Genomic DNA, 24,170 nt, shown 5'->3' on the forward strand with positions numbered 1-24,170 from the left:
CCTGCCGAACATAGGTTTGCAGATGACCCCGATTCCCGACTGGCTCCACCTCCACCAGGGCGACGCCCCGCTGGTCGTCAGCTTCCCGCACACCGGCACCGACCTGCCCGGCGAACTGGCCGGCAATTTCGTCTCGCCGTGGCTGGCCCAGCGCGATGCCGACTGGTGGGTGCACGAGCTGTACGCCTTCGCCCGCGAACTCGGCGCCTCCACCGTGCGCTCGGCGATCTCGCGCTCGGTGATCGACCTCAACCGCGATCCCTCCGGCGCCTCGCTCTACCCCGGCCAGAACACCACCGGCCTGTGCCCGCTGACCACCTTCGACAACCAGCCGCTGTACCGCGACGGCATGGCGCCGGACGAAGCGGAAATCGCGCGCCGCCGCGATACGTACTTCGCGCCCTACCATGACGCGCTGGCCGCGCAGGTCGCGCGGCTGCGGCAAAGTCACGGCACCGTGGTGGTCTATGACGCGCATTCGATCCGCTCGCGCATCCCGCACCTGTTCGACGGCGAACTGCCGCAGTTCAACATCGGCACCAACAACGACACCACCTGCGACAACGCCCTGACCGACGTGGTCGAGAACCTGTGCGCGATGAGCGGCATGAGCCACGTGCGCAACGGCCGCTTCAAGGGCGGCTGGATCACCCGCCACTACAGCGACATCCCCGGCGGCGTGCACACGCTGCAGATGGAGCTGGGCTGCCGCGGCTACATGCGCGAACCGGTGCAGGTGGACGAGCGCAACTGGCCCACGCCCTACGACCCCGACCATGCCGCCCCGCTGCGCGACACGCTGCAGCAGGTGCTCAAGGCCTGTCTTGAATTCGCCGTTTCCCGGAGTACCCCATGAGCCGCAACGATCCGACCCGCACCATCGCCGCGCCCACCGGCACCACCCTCAACGCCAAGAGCTGGCTGACCGAAGCGCCGCTGCGCATGCTGATGAACAACCTGCACCCGGACGTGGCAGAACGCCCGCAGGAACTGGTGGTGTACGGCGGCATCGGTCGCGCCGCGCGCGACTGGGAAAGCTTCGACGCCATCGTCGAAACCCTGAAGCGGCTGGACGACGACCAGACCCTGCTGGTGCAGTCCGGCAAGCCGGTCGGCGTGTTCCGCACCCACGCCGACGCGCCGCGCGTGCTGATCGCCAACTCCAACCTGGTGCCGCGCTGGGCCAACTGGGACCATTTCAACGAGCTGGATAAAAAGGGCCTGGCGATGTACGGCCAGATGACCGCCGGCAGCTGGATCTACATCGGCGCGCAGGGCATCGTCCAGGGCACCTACGAGACCTTCGTCGAGATGGGCCGCCAGCACTACGGCGGCGACCTGGCCGGCAAGTGGCTGTTCACCGGCGGCCTCGGCGGCATGGGCGGCGCGCAGCCGCTGGCGGCGGTGATGGCCGGCGCCTCCTGCCTGGCGGTGGAATGCCGCAAGAGCAGCATCGACATGCGTCTGCGCACCGGTTATCTCGATACCTGGACCGACAACCTGGACGAGGCGCTGCGACTGATCGACGAATCCTGCAAGGCGAAGAAGCCGCTGTCCGTCGGCCTGCTCGGCAACGTCGCCGACGTGCTGGCCGAACTGCTCAAGCGCGGCGTCAAGCCGGACCTGCTGACCGACCAGACCTCCGCGCACGACCCGGTAAACGGCTATCTGCCGCAGGGCTGGACGGTCGAACAGTGGGACCAGAAGCGCGTCTCCGCGCCGAAGGAAGTCGAAGCCGCCGCACGCGCCTCGATGGCCAACCATATCCGCGCCATGCTCGGCTTCCACGCGCTCGGCGTGCCGACCGTGGACTACGGCAACAACCTGCGGCAGATGGCGCTGGAGGAAGGCGTGGCGAATGCCTTCGACTTCCCCGGCTTCGTCCCGGCCTACATCCGCCCGCTGTTCTGCCGCGGCATCGGCCCGTTCCGCTGGGCCGCGCTCAGCGGCGATCCGGAAGACATCGCCAGGACCGACGCCAAGGTCAAGGAGCTGATCCCGGACAACCCGCACCTGCACCGCTGGCTGGACATGGCCGCCGACAAGATCAAGTTCCAGGGCCTGCCGGCACGCATCTGCTGGGTCGGCCTGGGCGACCGCGACCGCCTGGGCCTGGCCTTCAACGAGATGGTCGCCAAGGGCGAGCTCAAGGCTCCGGTGGTGATCGGCCGCGACCACCTGGACAGCGGCAGCGTCGCCTCGCCCAACCGCGAGACCGAAGCGATGGCCGACGGCAGCGACGCCGTGTCCGACTGGCCGCTGCTCAATGCCCTGCTCAACACCGCCAGTGGCGCCACCTGGGTCTCGCTGCACCACGGCGGCGGCGTCGGCATGGGCTTTTCGCAGCACGCCGGCATGGTCATCGTCTGCGACGGCACCGAAGCGGCGGCCAAGCGCATCGCCCGCGTGCTGTGGAACGATCCGGCCACCGGTGTGATGCGCCACGCCGATGCCGGTTACGGCATCGCCATCGACTGCGCGAAGGAAAAGGGACTGGACCTGCCCGGCATCCTCGGCTGATCCGGTCGCGCGTTCGACCGGGGCAGCCATGCGCTGCCCCTTCTTGCAGATAACTCACCCGTAATCCCAAGGCCTGCCCGGAAAGCTCGCGACTGATGTCGCTCCCACTGCAGGAGCGACGCAGGTCGCGCCGGAGGGACCGCGATCCATCCCTCCTCCTGCGGGGTTGCAGGAGGAGGGAAAACGCCACTCACCAGCCGATGGTGAACGTCACCGTGGTCGGCGAAGGCGTATACAGCGAAGGACTGTGTCCGCCGACGTCGTCGTAGGAAAAGCCGTACGACAGGCGGTGGTGCGAAATGTCCTCGTTGTGCCAGAACCACGCGTAGTAGTTGGCGAGCTGGCCCCACGGATAGTGGTGGCCCGCGTCGTACCAGTTCGACGGGGTTTCGATCACGTGGCGGTTGAACGCCGCGGCGACCTGGGCCTGGATCTGCAGCTGCGTGTCGACGTCCTGCGGCGCGGCATTGGCGGCGTCGGCCAGCAGGCCGGCGCCGAGCAGGATCATCTGCGTGTCCGGCTTGCCGTTGATGTAGAACGTGCCGTTCTGGTTGCCGCCGGTGAAGCGGAACGTATCGCCTTGGACCCGGCCGCTGAAGGTACCCAGGTTCTGCAGGGTGAAGGTCAGGTTCTCGTTGCGGTAACGCGCCCACACCGCGTCGATGTACGGTTGCAGGTAGTTCGCGTACTGCTTGCCGTGGTTGAAGTTGCCATGGCCCGGCGCGACGATGCGGTACGGCGCGTACGGCGCCTGCCCGAGGTGCTTGAACTCGTTGGGCACGCGCGACACGTAGCGGGTGAACACCTGGTCGCGGGTCAGCTCGGCGACCTTCTCGCCGACGGTCTCGTCGTAGCCGCCCAGCCCCTGCACCCGCAGCTGCAGCGGGAAGCCGAAATGGTCCACGCGCGAAGTGTTGACGTAGATGCCGCGGTTGTCGTGGCTCTTCGGCAGGATCGCCATTTCGCCGAAGTCGAAATACACGTCCAGGTTGGGATCGGTCGGGTTCTGGATGTTGGCGCCGGCGTAGCCGATGTTGCCGTTGGCGTCGACCACCACCTTGATGTACATCGGGCTGCCGACCGCGAACAGGATGCGCGCCGAGTTGAGCGGCGCGATGGTCACCGATGGCAGGTCGGACAGGCGATGGAAATAGTTGGTGTAGCCCTCGCCGTTCTTCACCAGCGCACCGTTGTCGGCGACCGACATCGGCACCTGCCGGCCCTGCGCGTCGATCCAGACGAAGCGGTCGGTTTCCCAACTCTTGCCGATGATGGCCCAGTAGACGTCGCGGTCGCCCCACATGCCGCGGGTCTGATTGACGATGTTGAAGGTGGTCCTTTCGTTCCAGTCGCCACCGCCGCCGATGGCCTGCACCTTGAACGAGGACATCGCGTCGTTGAACCCGCGGGCGGCCAGGTTGGGCTCGTCGCCGGTCACCGTGATCGAACCGCCGCCGTAGTCGATGTCGCGGAACAGCTGCACCTGCTGGCCGGCCTGCACCTTCAGCGACGAGGCCTTGTCGTTCCACGCCGCCCCCACCCAGCTGGAGTCCGTATCGGCACAGAAACTGGCGCCGGCATAGTTGGCGTGTTCGTAGAAGCAGACCTTGCCCGTGCCCGGACCGCCACCATCGCCGCCGCCGGAGATGGTGTACGCGAACCACGGCGTGTCGTGGGCCGGCGTGCCGTTGTTGTAGGTGAACGAATAGGACAGCGACTGCCCGGCAGACACCGGGGTCACGACCTGCTCGTGGCGGCCCAGCGCACCGTTGTAGGCCATGCGGAGATTCTGCTGGTCGCCGCCGGCAAGGACATAGTGGGCGTCGACCCATTGCGTATCGACGTTCGACTTGAACCAGATCACGGCGGTATTGCCGGAGACATCGACTCCACGGCTGTAATCCGAAGACGATTGCGCGTATGCGGCGAAGACCAGAAGCGTCAGCATCAACAGGCTGACCAACCTGAGATACATGCGTTGCATTGCCGTTCCCTCCAATAGATTGGTGGCGGCGCCAGCGATCCGCCGGCGCATTTCGATGCCGTCCTTGCAGGAATCCCCCGATCCCGTAGAGCGCAGCGACCGTAGCACCGGGGGTACGGGGGAAACGTGACAGCGTTGTCAATTGCGAGCATCCGATGATCTGGAACCATGCAAGCGATTGAAATTCATGGACCTCCACAGGTCCCGGACGAGGAAGAAAAGAGACCGCCGCCGGCATTCGCGGCGCCCCGGCATGTCAACGTGGTCATTCCCCGCGATCCGGGTGCGGCGGCACTTGCCCGCCCGGCGCTGGCGTGACGCCGGGACAGGAAGGCCGGCTGCGACGACACCGCCTTCGACCGCATGCGACAAAGATCCGATGCTTCACCGGAGCGGCCGGCTCCCCGGCGGTCGCGAACTTTCCGAACGGCAACAGCGCCCGGCCTGGCCCCTTTTGCGATCCGATAGACTGCGCTCCCCGGCATGGAAGGCTTGCAATGGCGTACGACAGGATCGACTGGCATTCGGGTGGCGAATATCCGACGGACCTGCCGCCCGAGAATGGCGGCATCCATATCGGCATGTTCCTGGCCTGGGCGTTCGCGCACGGCATGGCCGGCGGGTTTCACCACGAAGAATCGGCGCACTGGCTGGAACAGCTGCAACGACGCCGCATCACCGGCCTGGATTTCCTGCTGCAGGCCTGCGACGGCAAGTTCTGGGAAGACGACCTGGACGACGAGGGCAATGCCTTCGCCATCGATTACTACCGGGCCGATTCGGCGTTCGCCCGGCAGCACGGCAGCTACCTGGACGACTACTGCGACGTGTTCAACCGCCATGCCGAGGCGAACGGTTTCGAATACGAGAGCACCTACCACGTCGAGAATACCTGGGAGAATTTCGACCGGATCGCTCCCGTGCTCGACCGGCGCCATGCGCAATGGCAGGCGTGGCGCGAGCAGGAAGGCAACCGCGCGCTCGATCCCAAAGTCCAGTTCCAGCAGGCCTGCATTGCCGTCGGCGATTCGCTGTCGGCATGCGGCTTCAAGCCGAACAAGGATGGCACGACATGGAAGAAGACCGCCGCCGACCGCGATACCACGTTCGAAGTCGTCTTCGCAGCGGAACGCTACAACACCCGCGCCAACGTGCGGGTGACGGTACACCTGCACATCACCAGCAAGAAACTCGGGCAGTGGCGGACGCAACGCACCGGCCGCAAGGAGGAAAGCGGCTACGTGCTGTCCGGCTCGCTGCGCCGGCCGCTCAAGGCCGCCAACGCCATCGTCTGGCAGGTGGCAGGCATCCAGAGAACCGAATCCCTGCGGGCGATGGCAGCCGCCATCGGACAGTACCTGCTGCCCGTAGTCGAACTGTTCGGCGAGCGCGAACGCGCACTGGAACAGCTGGCCGCCCAGGGCGGTGGCTTCACCGGCGTCTGCGATGCGGAATCCACGCCTCTGGCCTTCATGCTGTGTTTCGGCACCCAGGAGCAGGCCCAGCGTTTCTTCGCGCATTATTTCAACAGCCGTCCCGGCCCATGGCGCGGCAATATCCGCAAGACCTTCGCCCTTCTCCGGGAAGGCGGCGGGATGGACTGGGACCATCTCGCCTATTCCGGCGAACAGGACATCAAGTTGGCCTTCGCTCACGGGCTGGCACTGCCGGAAGACCTGGCAAGCCATTGATCGGCCGGGCGCGGCCTGCCCGCATTGCAAACAAGGCAACGTCGATGCGGCGATGCCGGAACCGGACCGCGACACCCGATTGCCCGGGCGCAACCGGCCTGCTTATCGTCCGCGACCGGCAAGCGCAAAGTGCCCCGCCCCGATGACAACCAGCAGCAATAGGCCGCCGACGATGGACAGGTTCTTCAGGAACCGGGTCATGCTCGCGGCCCGTTCGGCGCCTTCCATCGACCAGAACGGGTGGCCGAGCACGCCGGTGCCCAACACGAACAACACATACAGCAACGCCAGCGGCCGTACCCAGAGGCCCAGGACCAGCGCCAGCGCGACGAACAGCTCCATGGTCACCGCAACCGCGGCGGCGACCTGCGGCAGCGGCGCATGCACCGACGCCATGTAGTCCACCGCGCCGTGGAAGCCGGTCAGCTTCGACCCGCCCGAGACCATGAACAGCACCATCATCAGGATGCGGGCCAGCAGGATCAGTACGTCGCGGTTCCTTTCGATGAGGCTGTCGGGCATGGCGCCACTCCCGTTGGATTGCGCCGGCCGGGAAAACCGGCGGCGGCGCAAGACTGTGAAGGGACCAGCACGCGGGTCGTCCCGTCCGCTTCCCGTCCACACGGAAGCACCCGGGACAGCACGATGGCAGCGCCATACCGCCGCCATGCCGGCGCCCGGCGATACCGGCACATGGGTACACTGGCCCGCAACGACGGGAGGTCTCATGTACCGGTTTCTGGAGACGTTGTTCGGCGGCAACATGATCGCGGGCACGCTCAAGGCCCTGCTCTGGGTGTTCGCCTATGTCGCCCTGCTGACCTGGCTCTGCATCGGCCCCGGGCACTGATCGCCGGACCCGCAGCCGGCAAGCCTGGCCCGGTTTCCGGGCACGCCGAACGTCGCCCGGCCCTTACGCGGGATCGGCCACCAGGTGGCGCGGAAGGTCGATCGTGAACACGCAACCGGACCCGGGGATGTTGCGGACGCTGAGCACCCCGTGGTTGGCTTCCACGCTGCGGCGCGAAATGGACAGCCCCAGGCCCAGGCCGCTGTGGTCGTCGCCTTCCTGCACGAAGGGCAGGAATATCCTCTCGGCGGTGCCCGCGGCAAGGCCGCCGCAATGGTCCTCCACGTCGATCAGGATGCGGTCGGCCACGGCGTAGGCATTGAGCGTGACCTCGCTGTGCGGATGGGAGAACTTGAACGCGTTCTGCAGCAGGTTGCCTGTCGCCGAGAGCAGCAGGTCGCGGTCCACGTCGATGGCCAGCAGCGGGTCGACTTCGGACACCGTCAGCACGCAGCCCTTGACGTCCGCCTGCAGCGAGGCGGAAAGCTTGATCTCGGCGATGAAGTCCGCGAGCGAGTACAGGCGGTTCTGCACCGGAATGCCCGCGGTCATGCGGACCTCGGCAAGCGAGCGGTCTATCAGGTTGCCCAATCCGACCAGGGCGCGATCCAGCACGCCACCGGTAGCGCCCGACAGGCCGACGTTGCCCTGCTTGATGATGGAGAGGGCAAGCGTCGCGATGCACAGCTGGTTCCTCAACTCATGGGCAAAGAAGCCCAATCGCTCGTTCAATGCGACCGCCTGCTTCGCGGCCAGGGCGAAGTCGTGCTGGTAGCCGAACTCGGTGACGGCGTTGGCGATGGCATTGTCCAGGCAGCGGTTGAGCGTCGTGAACTCGTCGATCTCGATGATTTCGCCGCGTTCGAAGGCCAGGTCGGAGATCGCCTGGCAAAGGTCGCCGTAGTCGTGGACCACCTCGTTGATGGTAAAGCCGTGCTGCAGCAGTTCCCTGCCATGCAAGGCGGCAGACTCGCTGATCTCGGACAGCTGCGGTTTTCCGCCGCCGCTCGGACCGGACACCTTGCGGCTGCGCTTCGGCTCCGGCGTCCTTTCGATTTCCAGCGTCCTGATGAGCTGGTCGAGAAAGACGCTCACGCCGAAATCCAGCTCTTCGCCCATGCTGCCGGAGGGCGACCGTTGGGCCACCTTCTCCCGGCAGCGAGCGATCAACTCGGCACGATTGTCGATGAGGAACCGATGCATCATCGTCACACCATACGCGTCTTGTGCGTTGCCGGACGGGTTTGAACCGGGAAAGCCTGCCGTTCATCGGCTATCCCCTCCAATTCGCTCGCTGAACGGATCGATCGGCGCCCACGCTGGCGGCCCCCGGGCTCAGCTATTCCGCCCTCGGCGAGCGGGCCGCGCAGCTCGCACGCGAAGGCAAGGTGAAGGCGGCACTCGCCGAATTGCCGTCGGGCTGACCTTCAAAAGCCCGATCCTCGGCGAGGCGGGAAGCCGTCGCGCCCTGGCCGGGCTTCTCCCGGAGGCGTCGCGTCGTCGTTCCGGACCGGCCTTGATCTCCTGCCGCCAAACGACGGGCCCGCGGCGGTGGACCGGGGTCCGGCAACGCCACCGGTCGCTTCCAGCATCCGACGATGAGGAATCGCCCGCGGCATGAGAGACTCCGTCCCACACAGTCAGGACGACGGCAGGGGGCCAGATGATCGTTCCGGAGTTCTGGGCGGAAGCCCGCAGGCAGGTACGGCACAAGCGGCGCAGCATCACGGTCCGCCGCTTCGGCTGGTCGGACGAAAGCGAAGCGGCGGCGCAGGCGCATGCCGAGGCGCGCGTGCAGGAGGCGCTGGACGCGATCCTGGCCGGCGGGCAACTGCGCCGGCGCGAGCAGCTCAGCAACTATGGCATCGAAGGCGTGCCCATCCGCGAGCAGATCGTGTCGCGTCACGGCGACGCGGTGATCACCCGCAACAGCTACGGCGCGCTGTGCCTGAACACTCCGGATGTGCTGTTCGGCGACATCGACTTCGAGTCCCGGCCCGAAGGATGCGTGCTGCCGTTCGCGGCCAACATCGCGTTCTGGGCTGCCATCACGGTCGTGGGCGGGCTGCAGTGGAACTGGCTGGTCGGCGCGATCCTGGCAACCGCATCGACGTGGGGGCTCAACGCATTGCTGCTGGCGCGAAAGCGCCGGGCCTTTGCCGACAAGGGCGGCGCCGAAGCCCGCGCATCGGCGCGGGTGCAGGCGTTCTCGTCCACTCATCCGGACTGGCACCTGCGCGTGTACCGGACTCCCGCCGGGCTGCGGATACTCGCCATGCACGACACGTTCTCCCCCCGGGACGAGGCAGTGGCGTCGTTCTTCAACGCGCTGCACGCCGACGCGCTGTACTCGAGGATGTGCAAGGTGCAAGGCTGCTTCCGTGCGCGGCTGACGGCCAAGCCATGGCGGGTCGGCATGCGTCGCCGCATCCGGCCACCGGTGGCGGCATGGTCGCGCGAGCAGGCGCAACGCCCGGACCGCCTGGCATGGATTGCCGACTACGAGCGCAAGGCGGAAGGATTCGCCGCCTGCCGCTACCTGCACTCGCTGGGCGACGAAAGCCGACGCCATCCCAGGGCCGAGGAGGTACGCGCACTGCACGATGCCCTCACCCGCGCCGACTCCACGCTACCGCTCGCCTAGGAAACCGGCCCTGCGCCCGCGAAGCCCCATCCGGGATGCGCTAGCATGCCGGCCTTCTCCCGAGCCGACCTGCACCATGCGCCTGCTGCCCGTCCTCGCCCTGCTCATCGCCTGCACCCGCCCCGCCCTGGCCGAAGGCGTGGAGGAAGTGCGGCCGCCATCGGACGACGCACTGGCGGACATCGCCAAGCCGGAAATGCTGCACATGTTCGCCCTGGGCAACCTGGTCGCCTCCAGCTGCAGCGGCCTGTCGCTGGAGAGCGGCGATGCGGCGTTGATCGCCGCCACCGGCCAGCGGCTGGCGGAACTGCTGCAGGTCGACAGCAATGCCTACCACCTCGCCTACCTGGAACCGGCACTGCTGGAAATGGCCCTGCCCGACACCTGCGAGAAGTACGGCGAGGAAACCCGGGTGCTGGCGCAGCAGCTCAGGGCCATGGGCGGCGCCACCGGCTCCCGGCCCTGAGCGTCGCGGCACCGCGCGCTCGCACGCCTCAAGACGCGGCGCGACCCGGCCTGGCTGCGCTGTTTCCGGCCGCAACGACGCATTCGATCGCCTGTTCTCCCACCTGACGCTTGCCGCGCCGGGCGAACCGGGTGCACCCGACCTTCGCGACCGCAACACCACGCCCGGCTCCCGGCACACAGGCAACGCATGACCGCCGCCACCGCGTTCGGCTAGGCTTGTCGCCCATGCCCGCAGACATTGCTCCCTTGAGAACCGTCCACGCCACCCGCTATGTCACGCCGCTGCGCGAAGGCGGGTCGCTGCCGGCGATCGTCGAGGCCGACGACGACGGCCTGTACGTGATGAAGTTCCGGGGCGCCGGCCAGGGACCGAAGGCCCTGGTGGCCGAGCTGATTTCCGGCGAACTGGCACGCCTGCTGGGCCTGCCGATGCCCGAGATCGTGTTCGCCGAACTCGACCGCGAGTTCGCCCGCACCGAGCCCGACCCGGAGATCCAGGACCTCATCCGCGCCAGCGAGGGCCTCAACCTGGCCATCGACTACCTGCCCGGCGCGATCAACTACGACCCGGCGGCGATGCGCCCGGACCCGGCGCTGGCCTCGCGCATCGTCTGGTTCGACGCCTGCATCAGCAACGTCGACCGCACCACCCGCAACACCAACCTGATGGTCTGGCACCGCCAGCTCTACCTGATCGACCACGGTGCATCCTTGTACTTCCACCACGACTGGGCCACGGCCGCCGATGCCGCCGCCAAGCCTTTCGCGCTGATCCGCGACCACGTGCTGCTGCCGTTCGCCGACGACATCGCCGGCGCCGATGCCGAACTGTCCGCGCGGCTGGACGACGATGCCATCGACCGCATCGTCTCGCTGGTGCCGGACGGCTGGCTGCCGCCCGACCCCACCCTGCCCAGCCCGGAGCTGCAGCGCCGCGCCTACGCCGACCACCTCAAGCAACGCCTGGCGCAGCGCCAGGTCTTCGTCCAGGAGGCCCTCCGTGCCCGCGCTGCATACCTATGACTACGCGGTCATCCGCGTGGTGCCGCGGGTGGAGCGCGAGGAATTCCTCAACGTCGGCGTGATCGTCTCCTGCCCGGGCGCCGGCCACCTGGAGGCGCGCATCGAGCTGGACGAGGCGCGGCTGCGCGCCTTCGCGCCGTCGCTCGACATCGACGCGCTGCGCCCCTACCTCGATGCGATCGAAGCCGTCTGCCGCGGCGAAGCGGGCGCCGGCCCCATCGCCGCGCTGCCGCCACGCGTCCGCTTCCACTGGCTCACCGCCAAGCGCAGCTCGATCGTGCAGATATCGCCGGCGCATGTCGGCCGCACCCATCATCCGCAGCAGATCGTCGAACACCTGCTCGACCGCATGGTGCGGACGCCGCGCTGACTGCGGGATTCCGGGGGACTGCGTCTCCGGCAGGCGTTCTCCGCCGGGATACCGGCGGAGGCCCGCGATACGAGCCGGCGGGTGCCGTTGCCCGATCCGGTCGCCGCATCCGCACGGCGACCGCGTTCCGCCCGCCTGTCGGCCGCCCCCCGGTCCGGGCGCTCCGCCACGCCCGGACTCCCACGCCTCAACTCTCGGGCAATGCGTAGGCGATGACGTAGTCGCCGGCAGGGGTCTCCATGAAGTGGTGGCCGCCGGCCATGATCACCACGTACTGGCGGCCGTCGTGCTCGTAGATCATCGGGTTGGCCTGGCCGCCGGCCGGCAGCTTCGTGCGCCAAAGCTCCTTGCCGGTCTTCAGGTCGATGGCGCGGAACAGGTCGTCGGTCGCCGCGGCGATGAAGATCAGGCCGCTGGCGGTGACCGCCGAGCCGCCATTGTTGGGCGTGCCGATCTCGATCGGCAGGCCGGAGCGGATGCCGAACGGGCCGTTGCCGCGGGCGCTGCCGAACGGCCGGTCCCACAGCGTCCGGCCGCTGCGCAGGTCGATGGCGCGGATGCCGCCGTAGGGCGGCTGCTTGCACAGCAGCTTGGTGAACGGCAGCCGCCAGCCGGCGTTGACGTTGATCGCGTACGGCGTGCCGACCTGCGGATCGCCCGCGCCCTCGGCCCCGCCCATGTCGCCGCGCACGTCCTCGCGCGGCGCCCAGCCCATCCTGTCGGCCTTGGCGCGCGGCACCAGCAGGTTGTAGTTGGGCATGTCGTTGTAGTTGGCCACGATCACGCCGTGGTGCGGGTCGACCGCGACGCTGCCCCAGTCCGAACCGCCGTTGTAGCCGGGATATTCGATGGAATGGCGGTCGGCGGTCGGCGGGGTGTAGATGCCCTGGTAGCTGGCGCGGCGGAACTGGAGCCGGCAGACCAACTGGTCGATGGGGGTGATGCCCCACATGTCGCGCTCGCTCAGGTCCGGCTTGCGCAGCGTGTGGTACAGCGAGAACAGCTGCCGGGGCGAACGCTGTTCCGGCTCCACCCCGCCACCGGGCACGTCGCGCTCCTCGGCGCGGGTCAGCAGTTGCCCGCTGCGGCGGTCGAGCACGTAGATGTCGCCCTGCTTGCTCGGCAGCAGGATCGCCGGCACCGCACCGGCCGGCGTCGGGTAGTCGACCAGGGTCGCCTGCGAGCCCAGGTCGTAATCCCACACGTCCTTGCGCACCGTCTGGAAATGCCAGGCCGGCTTGCCGGTGGTCACGTCGATGGCCACCAATGAGGTGGAATAGCGGTTCTCGATCTCGCTGCGCGAGCCGCTCCAGTAGTCGGCCGCCGAGTTGCCCAGCGGCAGGTACACCATTCCCAGCGCGTCGTCGCCGGTGGCCATGGTCCACATGTTGGGCGTGCCGCGGGCGTAGGTCTCGCCGGCCGGCGGCAGCCCGTCGCGCTCGGGGTGCAGCATGTCCCAGGCCCAGCGCAGCTGGCCGGTGACCGCGTCGTATGCCTGGATCACGCCGGACGGCGCGTCGCGGCGCTGCCCGTCCAGCACCTGGTGGCCGGTGACGATCACGCCGCGCACGATGGCCGGCGGCGAGGTGATCGAGACGTAGCCCGGCGGGGTATCGCCCATGCCGACGGTGATGTCGACCTGGCCGTTGTTGCCGAAGTCCGCGCACGGCTGGCCGGTGGCGGCATCGACCGCGATCAGCCGGCCGTCGAGGGTGCCCTCGATGATGCGCGCCGCGCAGGCCGCGCGCGGCGACGGCATCGGCACCGCCGAGCCGTCCGGTTGCGCCAGGTCGGCGGCGGCATCGGCGAGCCGGGGATCGGGCGCCGGCGCCGGTGCCTCGTAATAGGCCACGCCGCGACAGGCGGCGGTATACGGGATCGATTCGTCCTTGACCCCGGGATCGTAGCGCCAGCGCTCGCTGCCGTCGGCGGCATCGAGCGCGATGAGCTGGTTGCGGGCGGTGCACAGGTAGAGGCTGTCGCCCACCTTCAGCGGCGTGGTTTCCGCGCCCCAGCGGCGGTCGGGCAGGTCGCCGGTGCGGAACATCCAGGCCTGGCGCAGCTGGCCGACGTTGTCCGGCGTGATCTGCCGCAGCGGCGAATAGCGGGTGGCGGCATTGTTGCGGCCATAGGCCGCCCAGTCGCCGTCGGCCGGACTGTCGGCCGGTTGCCGTGCGGCAGGCGCGGAGCCGGCCCGGCCGGTGTTGGGGTATGCATCGGGGAACGCGCCCGTGGCGGGGGTGACGCCATGCGGAACGAAGGCCAGGGTGAAAGCCGCCACGAACACCAGCGCCAGGCCGGCGGCGATGGCGCGCGACAGCCTGCGCGACAGCGGCCGCTCCAGGGTGGGCAACAGCAGCGCCAGCACGAAGGCCAGCGCCACGATCAATCCCAGCCGCGGCACCCAGCGCCAGTAGTTGCTGCCGGACTCCCACCAGGTCCACAGCAGCGTGCCGACGAACACCACGCCGAACCAGACCGCGCCCGAGCAGCGCCCCCGCCACAGCTGCACGCCGGCCACCAGCAATCCCACGCCGGCCAGCACGTAGTACCAGGAGCCGCCGATGGCGGCGAGCCAGGCGCCGCCAACGGCCAGCACCAGTCCCAGCAGCAGGATGACGACGGCCAGCACGGCAAGCAACCAGTGGCGGCGGTGCCGCGGCGAAGCGATCGTGGACATGGCGTTCTCCTTGTTCCCCAGCATCACCGGCCGCACGACCGCCGGACCCGCCGGCCCTTATCCCACCGCGGGTGTGAAAGCCGTGCGTTTTATGCGCCTGCCGTGGCCGGAAAACGAAAACGCCGGCACAGGCCGGCGTTCTCGTTCCACAACGGGCGATGCAGCGGCTATTCGGCCGCAGGCGGCGTGGTGGCCGCGGCTTCCGGCGTGGCGGCATCCGTCGCCTCGGCGGCGTCCTCGCTGCCCTCCTCGCCCGCATCCAGCGACGCATCCAGGCGTTCGACCGCCTGCAGCTTCTCGTCCTTGGACAGGCGGATCAGGGTGACGCCCTGGGTGTTGCGGCCCACGCGCGAGATTTCCGAACCGCGCGTGCGCACCAGGGTGCCGCCGTCGGAGATCAGCAGCACCTCGTCCTTCGGCCCCATCAGCACCGCGCTGACCAGCTTGCCGTTGCGCTCGGTGGTCTGGATGCCGATCACGCCCTGGGTGCCGCGGCCCTTGCGCGGATATTCCGGCAGCGGGGTGCGCTTGCCATAGCCGTTCTCGGTGGCGGTCAGGATGTACAGCGCGTTGTCGTCGTCGCCGTTCTCGATCACGGCATCGCCGTTGTCGATCGCGGTCTCTTCGACCTGCGCGTCATCCTCGTTCTCGTCCTCGCTGCCGCCGGCGCTCTCGGCCACGATCAGGCTGACCACTTCCTCGCCCTTGGCCATCTTGATGCCGCGCACGCCGGTGGCGGTGCGGCCCATCGAGCGGACCTTGTCCTCGCCGAAGCGCACGGTCTTGCCGTTGGAGGCGAACAGCAGGATGTCGCGCTCGCCGTCGGTCAGGCCGACGCCGACCAGCGCATCGCCCTCGTCGAGGTTGATGGCGATCTTGCCGCGCGCCAGGCGGAACGCGAACTCGCTCAGCGGGGTCTTCTTGACCGTGCCGTTGCGGGTGGCGAAGAACACGTACTGGCCCTCGGCATACTCGCGCACCGGCAGCACCGCCTGCACGCGCTCGCCGTTCTCCAGCGGGATCCAGTTGATGATCGGCCGGCCGCGCGCATTGGAGCCGGCCTCGGGCAACTGGTGCACCGGCAGCCAGAACACCTTGCCGGAGCTGGTGAAGGTCAGCAGCGTGTCGTGGGTGTTGACCAGCCACAGCTGCTCGATGAAATCCTCTTCCTTGGTCGCCGCCGCGCTGCGGCCGCGGCCACCGCGACGCTGCGCGCGATAGGCGCTGACCGGCTGGCGCTTGGCGTAGCCGGCGTGCGACAGCGTGACCACCACGTCTTCCGGGGCGATCAGGTCGAGGATGTCCAGGTCTTCCTCGCTGTGGCGGATCTCGGTGCGGCGCTCGTCGCCGAACTCGGTACGCACGTTGATCAGCTCTTCGCGGATCACCTGCAGCAGGCGGTCGGGGTCTTCCAGGATGTGGATCAGGCCGGCGATGGCTTCCAGCAGCTGCTTGTACTCGTCGGTCAGCTTGTCCTGCTCCAGCCCGGTCAGGCGGTGCAGGCGCATCTCCAGGATCTGGGTGGCCTGGATCTCGGTCAGCTGGTAGCCGCCCTCGATCAGGCCCACGCCCTTGGGCAGGTCTTCCGGGCGCGAGGCCTCGGCGCCGGCGGCACCGAGCAGCGCACCGACCAGGCCCGGGTCCCAGACCCGCGCCAGCATGCGTTCGCGCGCTTCGTTCGGGTTGGGCGACGACTTGATCAGCTCGATCATCTCGTCGATGTTGGCCAGCGCGACGGTCAGGCCTTCCAGCACGTGCGCGCGGGCACGGGCCTTGCGCAGTTCGAAGATGGTGCGGCGGGTGACCACTTCGCGGCGGTGGCGGACGAAGGCCTCGAGCATCTGCTTGAGGTTCATCAGCTGCGGGCGGCCGTCGACCAGCGCCACCATGTTGATGCCGAACACCGACTCCATCTGGGTCTGCTGGTACAGGTTGTTCAGCACGACCTCGGCCGACTCGCCGCGCTTGACCTCGATGTAGATGCGCATGCCGTCCTTGTCGGACTCGTCGCGCAGCTCGCTGATGCCTTCGATCTTCTTCTCTTTGACCAGCTCGGCGATCTTCTCGATCAGCCGCGCCTTGTTCACCTGGTACGGGATCTCGGTGACGATGATCGACTCGCGGCCGTTGTCGGCCACCTCGATGTCGGCCTTGGCGCGGATGCGCACGCGGCCGCGGCCGGTGCGGTAGCCGGCGACGATGCCGGCAGTGCCGTTGATGATGCCGGCGGTCGGGAAATCAGGGCCGGGGATGTACTCCATCAACCCGTCGACGTCGATCTCCGGATTGTCGATCAGCGCGATGCAGGCGTTGATCGATTCGGTCAGGTTGTGCGGCGGGATGTTGGTCGCCATGCCCACCGCGATGCCGGCCGAACCGTTGACCAGCAGGTTCGGGAACCGGGTCGGCATGACCGACGGCTCCAGTTCCTTCTCGTCGTAGTTCGGCTGGAAATCGACGGTTTCCTTGTCGATGTCGGCGATCAGCTCGTGGGTCAGGCGCGACATGCGGGCTTCGGTGTAGCGCATCGCCGCGGCGGAGTCGCCGTCGACCGAACCGAAGTTGCCCTGGCCGTCCACCAGCATGTAGCGCAGCGAGAACGGCTGCGCCATGCGCACCAGGGTGTCGTACACCGACTGGTCGCCATGCGGGTGGTACTTGCCGATGACGTCGCCGACGATACGCGCCGACTTGTAGTAAGGCTTGTTGCTGTGCGCGTTCAGCTCGTTCATCGCGTACAGCACGCGGCGATGCACCGGCTTGAGGCCATCGCGCGCATCCGGGAGAGCGCGCCCCACGATCACGCTCATGGCGTAATCGAGGTAGCTCTTGCGCATCTCGTCTTCCAGGTTGACCTGGATGATTTCCTTGGCGGTTTCTGCCATTCGGGTTCCGTATTCTGGTAGCGGTCCGGCCCGGAAACCGCCTGTTCAGGCGGGCATTGCCGGTCTGCGTGGCCGGCATATCCGGACGATCGGTTGAACCCATGGATTCTACCACGAACGGCCATCCGCCGCCGGCATTTGCCGGCTCGAAACAAGTACTTGCGGCCGTCGTCGGGGCCGCCCGGGCCTGCCCCGGCGATCCGCGCCCGGATCCCGCCCGCGCCCGCCCGCCGTCCGTCGGCATGCCGGGCGCATGACAGTCGTCAATTACCTTCGGCCGCCGGCGCCGGGACAATCCCCGGCATCCGCCCAAGGGAGAATCCGCATGCCGTGGAGCACGCTGGCGTTGCGCCTGGCGCTCGTCGCCATCGCCATCATCGGCATCTGGCGTGGCACGTCCATGCTGTCCGGCAGCGATGCCGGCTACGACCCCACGACCCACCTGCTGCGGGGCGCCGCCATCTCCGCGATGGTGCTGGCGCTGGTCCTGCTGCTGCTTCGGCTCGACCGCCTGCGCTGGCGCGACATCGGCCTCCATGCTGCCGCCGCCAACGCCCGCGCCTTCGCGTTGGGCGCCGGCCTGTGGCTGCTGCCCGCCCTGCTCGGCACCGCGGCCTGCATCGTGTTCGGCTGGAGTTCGATCACGCTGCTGTCCACGCCCTCCGCCCTGCTCGCCGCGCTGCCGCCGCTCGCGCTGGGCGTGTTCCTGGTCGAGGCGTTTCCCGAGGAACTCGCGCTGCGCGGCTACGTGCAGGGCCTGGTCGCGCGCCGTGCCGCGCAATGGATCGCGCTGCTGCTGCAGGCGGCGTTGTTCGTCGCCTTCGCCTGGGCGGTCGGCGCGCTCGGCTCCGCGCAGCAGTGGACGTTCATTCCCTGCCTGGCCCTGATCCTGGGCTACGTGCGCGCCATGACCGGCAACGTCTGGGCCGGCATCGGCGTGCACACCGCATGGATGACCAGCGCCCAGCTGCTGCACGGGCATGCGGCGGTGGACGGGATGCAGACCTTGCAGTTCGTCGCCTTCGCGCTGCTGCCGTCGGCCACCCTCGGCGTCGCGCTCGGCCTGCTGCGGCCGGACTTCGACTGGCGCCGGCCGGCCCCCTGAGGCCGGTGCTCAATCGCCGAACAGCGCCCGCATCGCCGCCGCGTCCGGGCGCTCGACCACGCCCTTCTCAGTGACGATGGCGTCGATCAGCTCGCCGGGAGTCACGTCGAACACCGGATTCCACGCGGCGATGCCTTCGGCGACGGTGCGGCTGCCGCCCACGCCGAACAGTTCGCCGGGATCGCGCTGTTCGATCTCGATCTGCCCGCCATCGGCGGTGTCCATGTCCACGGTCGACGACGGCGCCACCACCATGAACCTGACGCCGTGGTGGCGCGCGGCGATGGCCAGCTGGTAGGTGCCGATCTTGTTGGCGGTATCGCCGTTGGCGCAGATGCGATCGGCGCCGACGATCACCCACTGCACCGCGCCGGTCTTCATCAGGTGCGCGGCCGCCGAATCGGCGATCAGGGTGGCGTCGATGCCGTCCTGCTGCAGCTCCCACACGGTCAGCCGCGCGCCCTGCAGCCACGGCCGGGTCTCGCCGGCGAACACGCGCGCGATGCGCTCCTGCGCCATGCCGGCGCGGATCACGCCCAGCGCGGTGCCGAAGCCGGCGGTGGCCAGCGAGCCGGTGTTGCAATGGGTCAGCACGCCGCTGCCGGGCGCGATCAGGCCGGCGCCCAGCGCGCCCATGTGGCGGTTGGCGGCTAGGTCCTCGTCGGCGATCGCCTGGGCCTCGCGCTCCAGTACCTGCCGCCAGTCGCTGCCGGCGGCGGCCAGCACCCTGCGCATGCGCGCCAGCGCCCAGGCCAGGTTGACCGCGGTCGGGCGCGCGGCGTTCAGGCGCTGCAGCGCGGGCTCGAGTTTCTGCAGGGCCTGCGCGCCGTCGAGCGCGTCGATAGCGCGCGCGGCCAGCACCGTGCCCCAGGCCGCGGCGATGCCGATGGCCGGCGCACCGCGCACGGTCAGCGCGTGGATGGCCTCGGCAACGGCGTCGCTGTCCTGGCAGCGCACGTGCTCGACCACGAACGGCAGCTTGCGCTGGTCCAGCAGTTCCAGCGCCTCGCCGGTCCACAGGATCGGGCGGATATGGTCGTAGCGGGCGTAATCGATGGCATGGGAATCGTTCATCGCGGCATTGTAATCGGCGTGCGCGCCGCGCCGCTCAATTCACCGAGAACACCGCACGACAGCCGTCGTCCACCCAGACCCCATCGCGGTTCCAGCCCCAGTTCTGATCCTCGACGCAGGGCGTGCCCGACAGCTGCCGGACCAGCACCGCCTGCTGGCCGATGCTGGCGCCGCAGACCCGGCGCAGCCGGCGCTTGGATTCGCAGACCAGCTCGCGCGGCAGGTCGAGGAAACCCGAGCCATCCTCGGCGCCGACCTCGAACTCGCCCTGGCAGCCGCGCGTCACCCAGATCTCGTTGCGCTTGTAGCCCCAGCTGTGGCCTTCCTTGCACGGCATGACCGAAAGCTGCCGCAGCAACCGCACCGGTGCGCCGCGCAGCATCACCGGGCAGCCCTGCGGACGGCCGCTGGATTCGCAGCGCACCACCCGCCGTACCGGCCGGGCCGCAGGCGCGCTCGCGGCCGGGCGGAATTCGGCGCGGCAGCCCCCGCTGACCCACACGCCGGTGGCCTCGACCCCCCATTCGCTTTCGCGGATGCAGCTGCGCTCGGACAGCTGCCGTACCAGCTCGACGCCGTGCGAGGTGTCGATGTCGCAATGCACCCGCTCCATGTCGCGCGACTCGCAACGGACGACCTGGCTGTCGTAACCGGACTGGGACTGCGCCTGTCCTCCCGCGGCCGCCAGCATCGGCAACAGCAGCAGGGCCGCACCATGAAACACCCTCATTCGATTGGTCCCCGGGTCACTGAACGATGGATACCTGCACACCATCCATGGGCCGGTGTGATCAGAACATCATCGCGCGAGGCAAAGCAAGGAGCGCCGCATGAATGCACCCGGCAACCGCACGCGATCCTGCAACGCCCGGCATCCGCCCGCCTGCGCAGCCATGGGGCGGGATGCCATGCGCCTGCACTGCGCCTTGCGCGCTTCTCCGGCAGCAACACCGGCCATCGGTCCCGACAGCGTTCAGGCCCGGGCGAAATCGAACGCCAATACGTCGGCGATGCGCGGGGTGCCGCGCATCGCCATCAACAGCCGGTCCACGCCTACGGCCACGCCGGCGCAGTCGGGCATGGCCGGCAAGGCGTCCAGCAGGCGTTCGTCCAGCGGCGGCAGTACGCTGCCGCGACCACGGCGCACCGCAAGGTCGCGCTCGAAGCGTCGGCGCTGTTCGGCCGCGTCGTTGAGCTCGTGGTAGCCATTGGCCAGTTCCACGCTGCCCAGGTACAGCTCGAAACGCTCGGCCAGCGGCGGCTCCCCCGGCCGGACCTTCGCCAGCGCCGCCTGCGTCGCCGGCCAGTCGTGCACCACGGTGATGCGGTCGGCCGGGAAGAAGGGCTGGATGCGGTGGGTCATCAGCAGGTCCAGCCAGTCGTCGCGCACCAGCCCGCTGCCGTCGATGGCGACGTCGGCTAGCGGTACGCGCAACGCCTCGTCGTCGGCTTCGAACGGGTCCAGCCCGAGCGCGGCAATGAACAGTTCGCGGTAGCTCAGCACCTGCAGTTCCGCCGCGCGCTCCACCAGCGTCAGCGCCTGGCGCACCAGCGCGACGGTCTCGTCGATCAGGCGGTGGTGGTCCCAGCCGACGCGGTACCACTCGAGCATGGTGAACTCGGGATTGTGGCGGCCGCCGGCCTCGCCGTTGCGGAATACCCGCCCCAGCTCGTAACAGTCGCCCACGCCCGCGGCCAGCAGTCGCTTCAGCGGGTACTCCGGCGAGGTCCGCAGCCAGCGCCGGCGCGGGCCGGCATCGACATGGCCGTCGAACCCGGTGTGGAAGCTGTCGATGTTCGGCTCGGTGTTGCCGGCCGCCGACAGGATCGGGGTTTCCACCTCCAGCACCCCGCGCGCGGCGAAGAATTCCCGGATCAGGGCATTGAGCCGGGCGCGCTGGCGCAGCGCCTCGATCACGAGTGCACGCCCCGCACCGCGGCCGTCAGCGGCAGGGTGAGGATGTCGCGGCTGTCGTCGTTGAACCCGGCCGACAGGTACAGCGCCTTGGCGCGGGCATTGTGGTGGTTCACTTCCAGCCGCAGCACGCTGGCCCCCTGCGCCCGGGCCCAGTCGCGCGCCAGCGCCAATGCCTGCCTGCCCCAGCCGCGGCCGCGCGCGGCCGGCACCAGGTACAGCTCGTCGAGCAGCACGAAGCGTCCGCCCTGCTCCACGCTGAAGCACCAGCCCAGGGTGATGTAGCCGGCCAGCGGCAGCTCGTCCGACTCCAGCAGCAGCAAGGCGCCGCAGGCCGGTTCCTGCAGCAGCGTGCGCAGCCCCGACTCGACCTTCTGCGCGTCGTAGACGATCCCGTCCTCGCGGTAGAAGTCGCGGACCATCGGCAGTATCCGCCCGTCGTCGGCCGGAGCCGCCACGCGGGACTTCAGGGTATCGGTCATGGTTGTTTCCCGTGTTCGGCAAGGAAGGCCAGCAGCCGCGCCTCGTCCCAGACGTCCACGCCCAGCTCGGTGGCCTTGTCCAGCTTGGAGCCGGCCTCGGCGCCGGCGACGACGAAGCTGGTCTTCTTCGATACGCTGCCGGCGACCTTGGCGCCCAGCGCCTCCAGCCGTGCCTTGGCATCGTCGCGGGTGAGCGCCGACAGCGTGCCGGTCAGCACCGCCGTCTGCCCGTCGAGCGGGCCGGCAGGCTGTTCCTGCCGTTGCGGCGCGCGCGCCAGCAGTTCGGCCATCGCCTGTTCGGCGCGCAGCAGCAGCTGGCCATGGCCCTCGCTGTCCAGCCATTGCGCCAGGCCACGGGCGGTGTCCTCGGGCAGGCCGGCGGCGACGAAGCTGGCCTGTTCGGCGTCGAGGATCTGCGCCGCACCGGGCAGCGCCGCGACCAGCTTCTCCGCGCGCAGGCGGGTGATGCCGGGAATCTCGGCCTCGACCAGCAGCTGCGCCAGGTCCAGCCCTTCGCGCAGCCTGGCCGTGGGCGCATGGGCATCGCCGATGCGGACCTGGCCGACCTGCAGCAGGTCGTCGATGGCCTGCTGGTTGCCGGGTTGCTCGAAGAAATGGCCGAGCGAACGCGCGACCTCCCCGCCGATGTCCGGCACCCGCTTGAACAGCGGCCACGGCAGGTGGCGGATCAGTTCCAGGTCGCCGAACCACTGTGCCAGCGCCTTGGCGGTGCTCTCGCCGACGTGTTCGATGCCCAGCGCGAACAGCAGCCGTTCCAGCGTGGCGTTGCGGCTGGCGTCGATGGCGGCGACCAGGTTGTCGGCCCAGCGGGTGGCGATCTTCTTCGGGTTCCAGGCGAACGCGGCCGGCATCGCCAGCGCCTGCGCGCGCCAGCCCGGGTCGTTGCCGTCGAGCTTGAGCAGCGCGTTGAGCCAGGCGCCGCTGCCGTCCGGCGGCAGGTGCGGGGCGATGCTGCTGGCCAGTGCCGAGGGGTCGGCAGCGTCGAGCGCCAGCTTGAGCAGCAGCAGGGTGTCGCGCTGCAGCCGGTACAGGTCGGCCACGCCGCGCACGATGCCGGCGTCGACCAGGGTCTCGATGTACTTGTCGCCCAGCCCGTCGATGTCCATCGCCCGGCGCGAGGCGAAGTGGCGGATCGTCTCCTTGCGCTGCGCCGGGCAGCTCAGCTCGCCCGAGCAGCGCCACACCGCCGCCCCTTCCTCGCGCACGATCTCGGCGCCGCACACCGGGCAGTGGCCGGGCATGGTCCATGGCTCGGTGGCCGGCGGGCGCTGCGCCAGCACCACGCTGACCACTTCCGGGATCACGTCGCCGGCGCGGCGCACGATCACGCTGTCGCCCACCCGCACGTCCAGCCGCGCGATCTGGTCGGCGTTGTGCAGGGTGGCGTTGGTGACCACCACGCCGGCCACCTGCACCGGCGCCAGCCGCGCCACCGGGGTGGCGGCGCCGGTGCGGCCGATCTGGATCTCGATCGCTTCCACCGTGGTGGTCTGTTCCTGCGCCGGGAACTTGTGCGCCAGCGCCCAGCGCGGCGCGCGGGAGACGAACCCCATCGCCTCCTGCCCGGCGCGGTCGTCCAGCTTGTAGACCACGCCGTCGATGTCGAACGGCAGGCCATCGCGGCGTGCGCCGATGTCGCGGTAGTAGCCCAGCAATCCATCGACGCCGATCACCACCTGGCACAGGTCGCTGATCGGGAAGCCCCACTGCCGCAGCTGCGCCAGCGTCGCCGAATGCGTCGGCGGCAGTTCCCCGCCCTGCACTTCGCCGGTGCCGTAGGCGAAGAAGCTCAGCGGCCGCTGCGCGCTGATCTTCGGGTCGAGCTGGCGCAACGAGCCGGCGGCGCCGTTGCGCGGGTTGGCCAGTACCTTGCCACCGTGCAGCCGCGCCTGTTCGTTGTAGCGCTCGAAATCGGCACGCGGCATGTATACCTCGCCACGAACCTCCAGCACCTGCGGCCAGCCACTGCCCTGCAACTGCTTCGGAATCACCGCGATCTGCCGCAGGTTGGCGCTGACGTCCTCGCCGGTGGTGCCGTCGCCGCGGGTGGCCCCCTGCACGAACGCGCCATCCTCGTAGCGCAAGCTGATCGCCAGGCCGTCGAGCTTGGGCTCGGCGGAGAACGCCAGTTGCGCCCGGCCCAGGCGCTCGTCGATGCGGCGCACGAAGTCGTGCACCTCCTCGTCGCTGAAGGCGTTGCCCAGCGACAGCATCGGTCGCGCATGAACCACTTCGGGAAAACGCGAGGACGGTTTGCCGCCCACCGCCTGGCTGGGCGAGTCGGCGGTGGTCAACTCCGGATGCGCCGCCTCCAGCGCTTCGAGTTCGCGCAGCAGGCGGTCGTAGTCCGCGTCCGGGATCAGCAGTTCGTCGCGTTCGTGATAGGCACGGCCGGCCGCGGACAGCTGCTGGCGAAGTTCGGCGATACGCTGCCGGGCGATGGCGTCGGAAGTCATGC

Annotated in this window: 19 protein-coding genes; 9 read left to right on the forward strand and 10 right to left on the reverse strand. The window is 69.0% G+C overall.

The genetic code is table 11. The features are described 5' to 3' along the window. Positions 1-22 precede the first annotated feature (22 nt). On the forward strand, positions 23-856 hold the full coding sequence (gene hutG, locus OK345_RS13055) for an N-formylglutamate deformylase (protein ID WP_265128418.1): 834 nt from the start codon (positions 23-25) through the stop codon (positions 854-856). After that, on the forward strand, positions 853-2,520 hold the full coding sequence (hutU, locus tag OK345_RS13060) for a urocanate hydratase (protein ID WP_265128419.1): 1,668 nt from the start codon (positions 853-855) through the stop codon (positions 2,518-2,520). The genes hutG and hutU overlap by 4 nt, the downstream gene beginning before the upstream one ends. Positions 2,521-2,710: 190 nt before the next feature. Here hutU and OK345_RS13065 read toward each other — a convergent pair whose 3' ends face one another. Continuing rightward, entirely contained in the window at positions 2,711-4,504 is a 1,794-nt protein-coding gene (locus tag OK345_RS13065; protein WP_265128420.1) for a beta-1,3-glucanase family protein, read from the reverse strand. A gap of 314 nt (positions 4,505-4,818) precedes the next feature. Here OK345_RS13065 and OK345_RS13070 point away from each other — a divergent pair, with 314 nt between their 5' ends. Then, positions 4,819-6,195 (forward strand): DUF7832 domain-containing protein, encoded by a 1,377-nt coding sequence (locus tag OK345_RS13070; RefSeq protein ID WP_265128421.1) that lies wholly within the window; start codon positions 4,819-4,821, stop codon positions 6,193-6,195. Positions 6,196-6,297: 102 nt separating this feature from the next. Here the strand turns inward: OK345_RS13070 and OK345_RS13075 are convergent, their stop codons facing one another. Then, positions 6,298-6,717 carry a DoxX family protein gene (locus OK345_RS13075; RefSeq protein WP_265128422.1) on the reverse strand — a complete coding sequence of 140 codons (420 nt, stop codon included), beginning with the start codon at positions 6,715-6,717 and terminating at the stop codon, positions 6,298-6,300. A gap of 205 nt (positions 6,718-6,922) precedes the next feature. Between OK345_RS13075 and OK345_RS13080 the strand changes: the two genes are divergently transcribed. Then, positions 6,923-7,045, forward strand: a complete 123-nt coding sequence (locus tag OK345_RS13080; RefSeq protein WP_265128423.1) for a hypothetical protein — start codon at positions 6,923-6,925, stop codon at positions 7,043-7,045. A gap of 63 nt (positions 7,046-7,108) precedes the next feature. Here the strand turns inward: OK345_RS13080 and OK345_RS13085 are convergent, their stop codons facing one another. After that, the gene (locus OK345_RS13085; RefSeq protein WP_265128424.1) at positions 7,109-8,140 is read right to left on the reverse strand and encodes a sensor histidine kinase; all 1,032 of its coding nucleotides are present in this window, start codon (positions 8,138-8,140) and stop codon (positions 7,109-7,111) included. Between the two features lie 568 nt (positions 8,141-8,708). Here OK345_RS13085 and OK345_RS13090 point away from each other — a divergent pair. The 4 genes from OK345_RS13090 (at position 8,709) to OK345_RS13105 (ending at position 11,550) form a co-directional block, all read left to right on the forward strand. Beyond that, entirely contained in the window at positions 8,709-9,689 is a 981-nt protein-coding gene (locus OK345_RS13090) for a longin-like domain-containing protein (protein WP_265128425.1), read from the forward strand. Between the two features lie 76 nt (positions 9,690-9,765). After that, the gene (locus tag OK345_RS13095; RefSeq protein WP_265128426.1) at positions 9,766-10,155 is read left to right on the forward strand and encodes a hypothetical protein; all 390 of its coding nucleotides are present in this window, start codon (positions 9,766-9,768) and stop codon (positions 10,153-10,155) included. 248 nt (positions 10,156-10,403) lie between these two features. Further along, positions 10,404-11,180, forward strand: a complete 777-nt coding sequence (locus OK345_RS13100; RefSeq protein ID WP_265128427.1) for a HipA family kinase — start codon at positions 10,404-10,406, stop codon at positions 11,178-11,180. Further along, positions 11,158-11,550 carry a DUF3037 domain-containing protein gene (locus OK345_RS13105; protein ID WP_265128428.1) on the forward strand — a complete coding sequence of 131 codons (393 nt, stop codon included), beginning with the start codon at positions 11,158-11,160 and terminating at the stop codon, positions 11,548-11,550. Before OK345_RS13100 ends, OK345_RS13105 begins: the two co-directional genes overlap by 23 nt. A gap of 187 nt (positions 11,551-11,737) precedes the next feature. Here OK345_RS13105 and OK345_RS13110 read toward each other — a convergent pair whose 3' ends face one another. Both OK345_RS13110 and gyrA read right to left on the reverse strand, forming a co-directional pair. Continuing rightward, a complete protein-coding gene (locus OK345_RS13110; protein ID WP_265128429.1) occupies positions 11,738-14,230 on the reverse strand; it encodes a membrane-bound PQQ-dependent dehydrogenase, glucose/quinate/shikimate family in 2,493 nt (830 codons plus the stop codon). Positions 14,231-14,397: 167 nt separating this feature from the next. Continuing rightward, positions 14,398-17,115, reverse strand: coding sequence for a DNA gyrase subunit A (gene gyrA, locus OK345_RS13115; RefSeq protein WP_265128430.1), 2,718 nt, complete (start codon positions 17,113-17,115; stop codon positions 14,398-14,400). Between the two features lie 325 nt (positions 17,116-17,440). Between gyrA and OK345_RS13120 the strand changes: the two genes are divergently transcribed. After that, positions 17,441-18,220, forward strand: coding sequence for a CPBP family intramembrane glutamic endopeptidase (locus OK345_RS13120; RefSeq protein ID WP_265128431.1), 780 nt, complete (start codon positions 17,441-17,443; stop codon positions 18,218-18,220). A gap of 9 nt (positions 18,221-18,229) precedes the next feature. Here OK345_RS13120 and mtnA read toward each other — a convergent pair whose 3' ends face one another. From mtnA to ligA, 5 genes are all read right to left on the reverse strand, one after another. Beyond that, entirely contained in the window at positions 18,230-19,294 is a 1,065-nt protein-coding gene (mtnA, locus tag OK345_RS13125) for an S-methyl-5-thioribose-1-phosphate isomerase (RefSeq protein WP_265128432.1), read from the reverse strand. 34 nt (positions 19,295-19,328) lie between these two features. Then, on the reverse strand, positions 19,329-20,024 hold the full coding sequence (locus OK345_RS13130; protein WP_265155062.1) for a DUF3011 domain-containing protein: 696 nt from the start codon (positions 20,022-20,024) through the stop codon (positions 19,329-19,331). Between the two features lie 243 nt (positions 20,025-20,267). Continuing rightward, positions 20,268-21,212 carry an EF-P lysine aminoacylase EpmA gene (epmA, locus tag OK345_RS13135; protein ID WP_265128433.1) on the reverse strand — a complete coding sequence of 315 codons (945 nt, stop codon included), beginning with the start codon at positions 21,210-21,212 and terminating at the stop codon, positions 20,268-20,270. Beyond that, positions 21,209-21,691: a GNAT family N-acetyltransferase gene (locus OK345_RS13140; RefSeq protein WP_265128434.1), complete on the reverse strand. Its 483-nt coding sequence runs from the start codon at positions 21,689-21,691 to the stop codon at positions 21,209-21,211. Before OK345_RS13140 ends, epmA begins: the two co-directional genes overlap by 4 nt. Next, the gene (gene ligA / locus OK345_RS13145; protein ID WP_265128435.1) at positions 21,688-24,168 is read right to left on the reverse strand and encodes an NAD-dependent DNA ligase LigA; all 2,481 of its coding nucleotides are present in this window, start codon (positions 24,166-24,168) and stop codon (positions 21,688-21,690) included. Before ligA ends, OK345_RS13140 begins: the two co-directional genes overlap by 4 nt. Positions 24,169-24,170: the final 2 nt, after the last annotated feature.

This window comes from Xanthomonas chitinilytica, from assembly GCF_026107455.2.
In the GTDB taxonomy this organism is placed as follows: Bacteria; Pseudomonadota; Gammaproteobacteria; order Xanthomonadales; family Xanthomonadaceae; genus Stenotrophomonas; species Stenotrophomonas chitinilytica.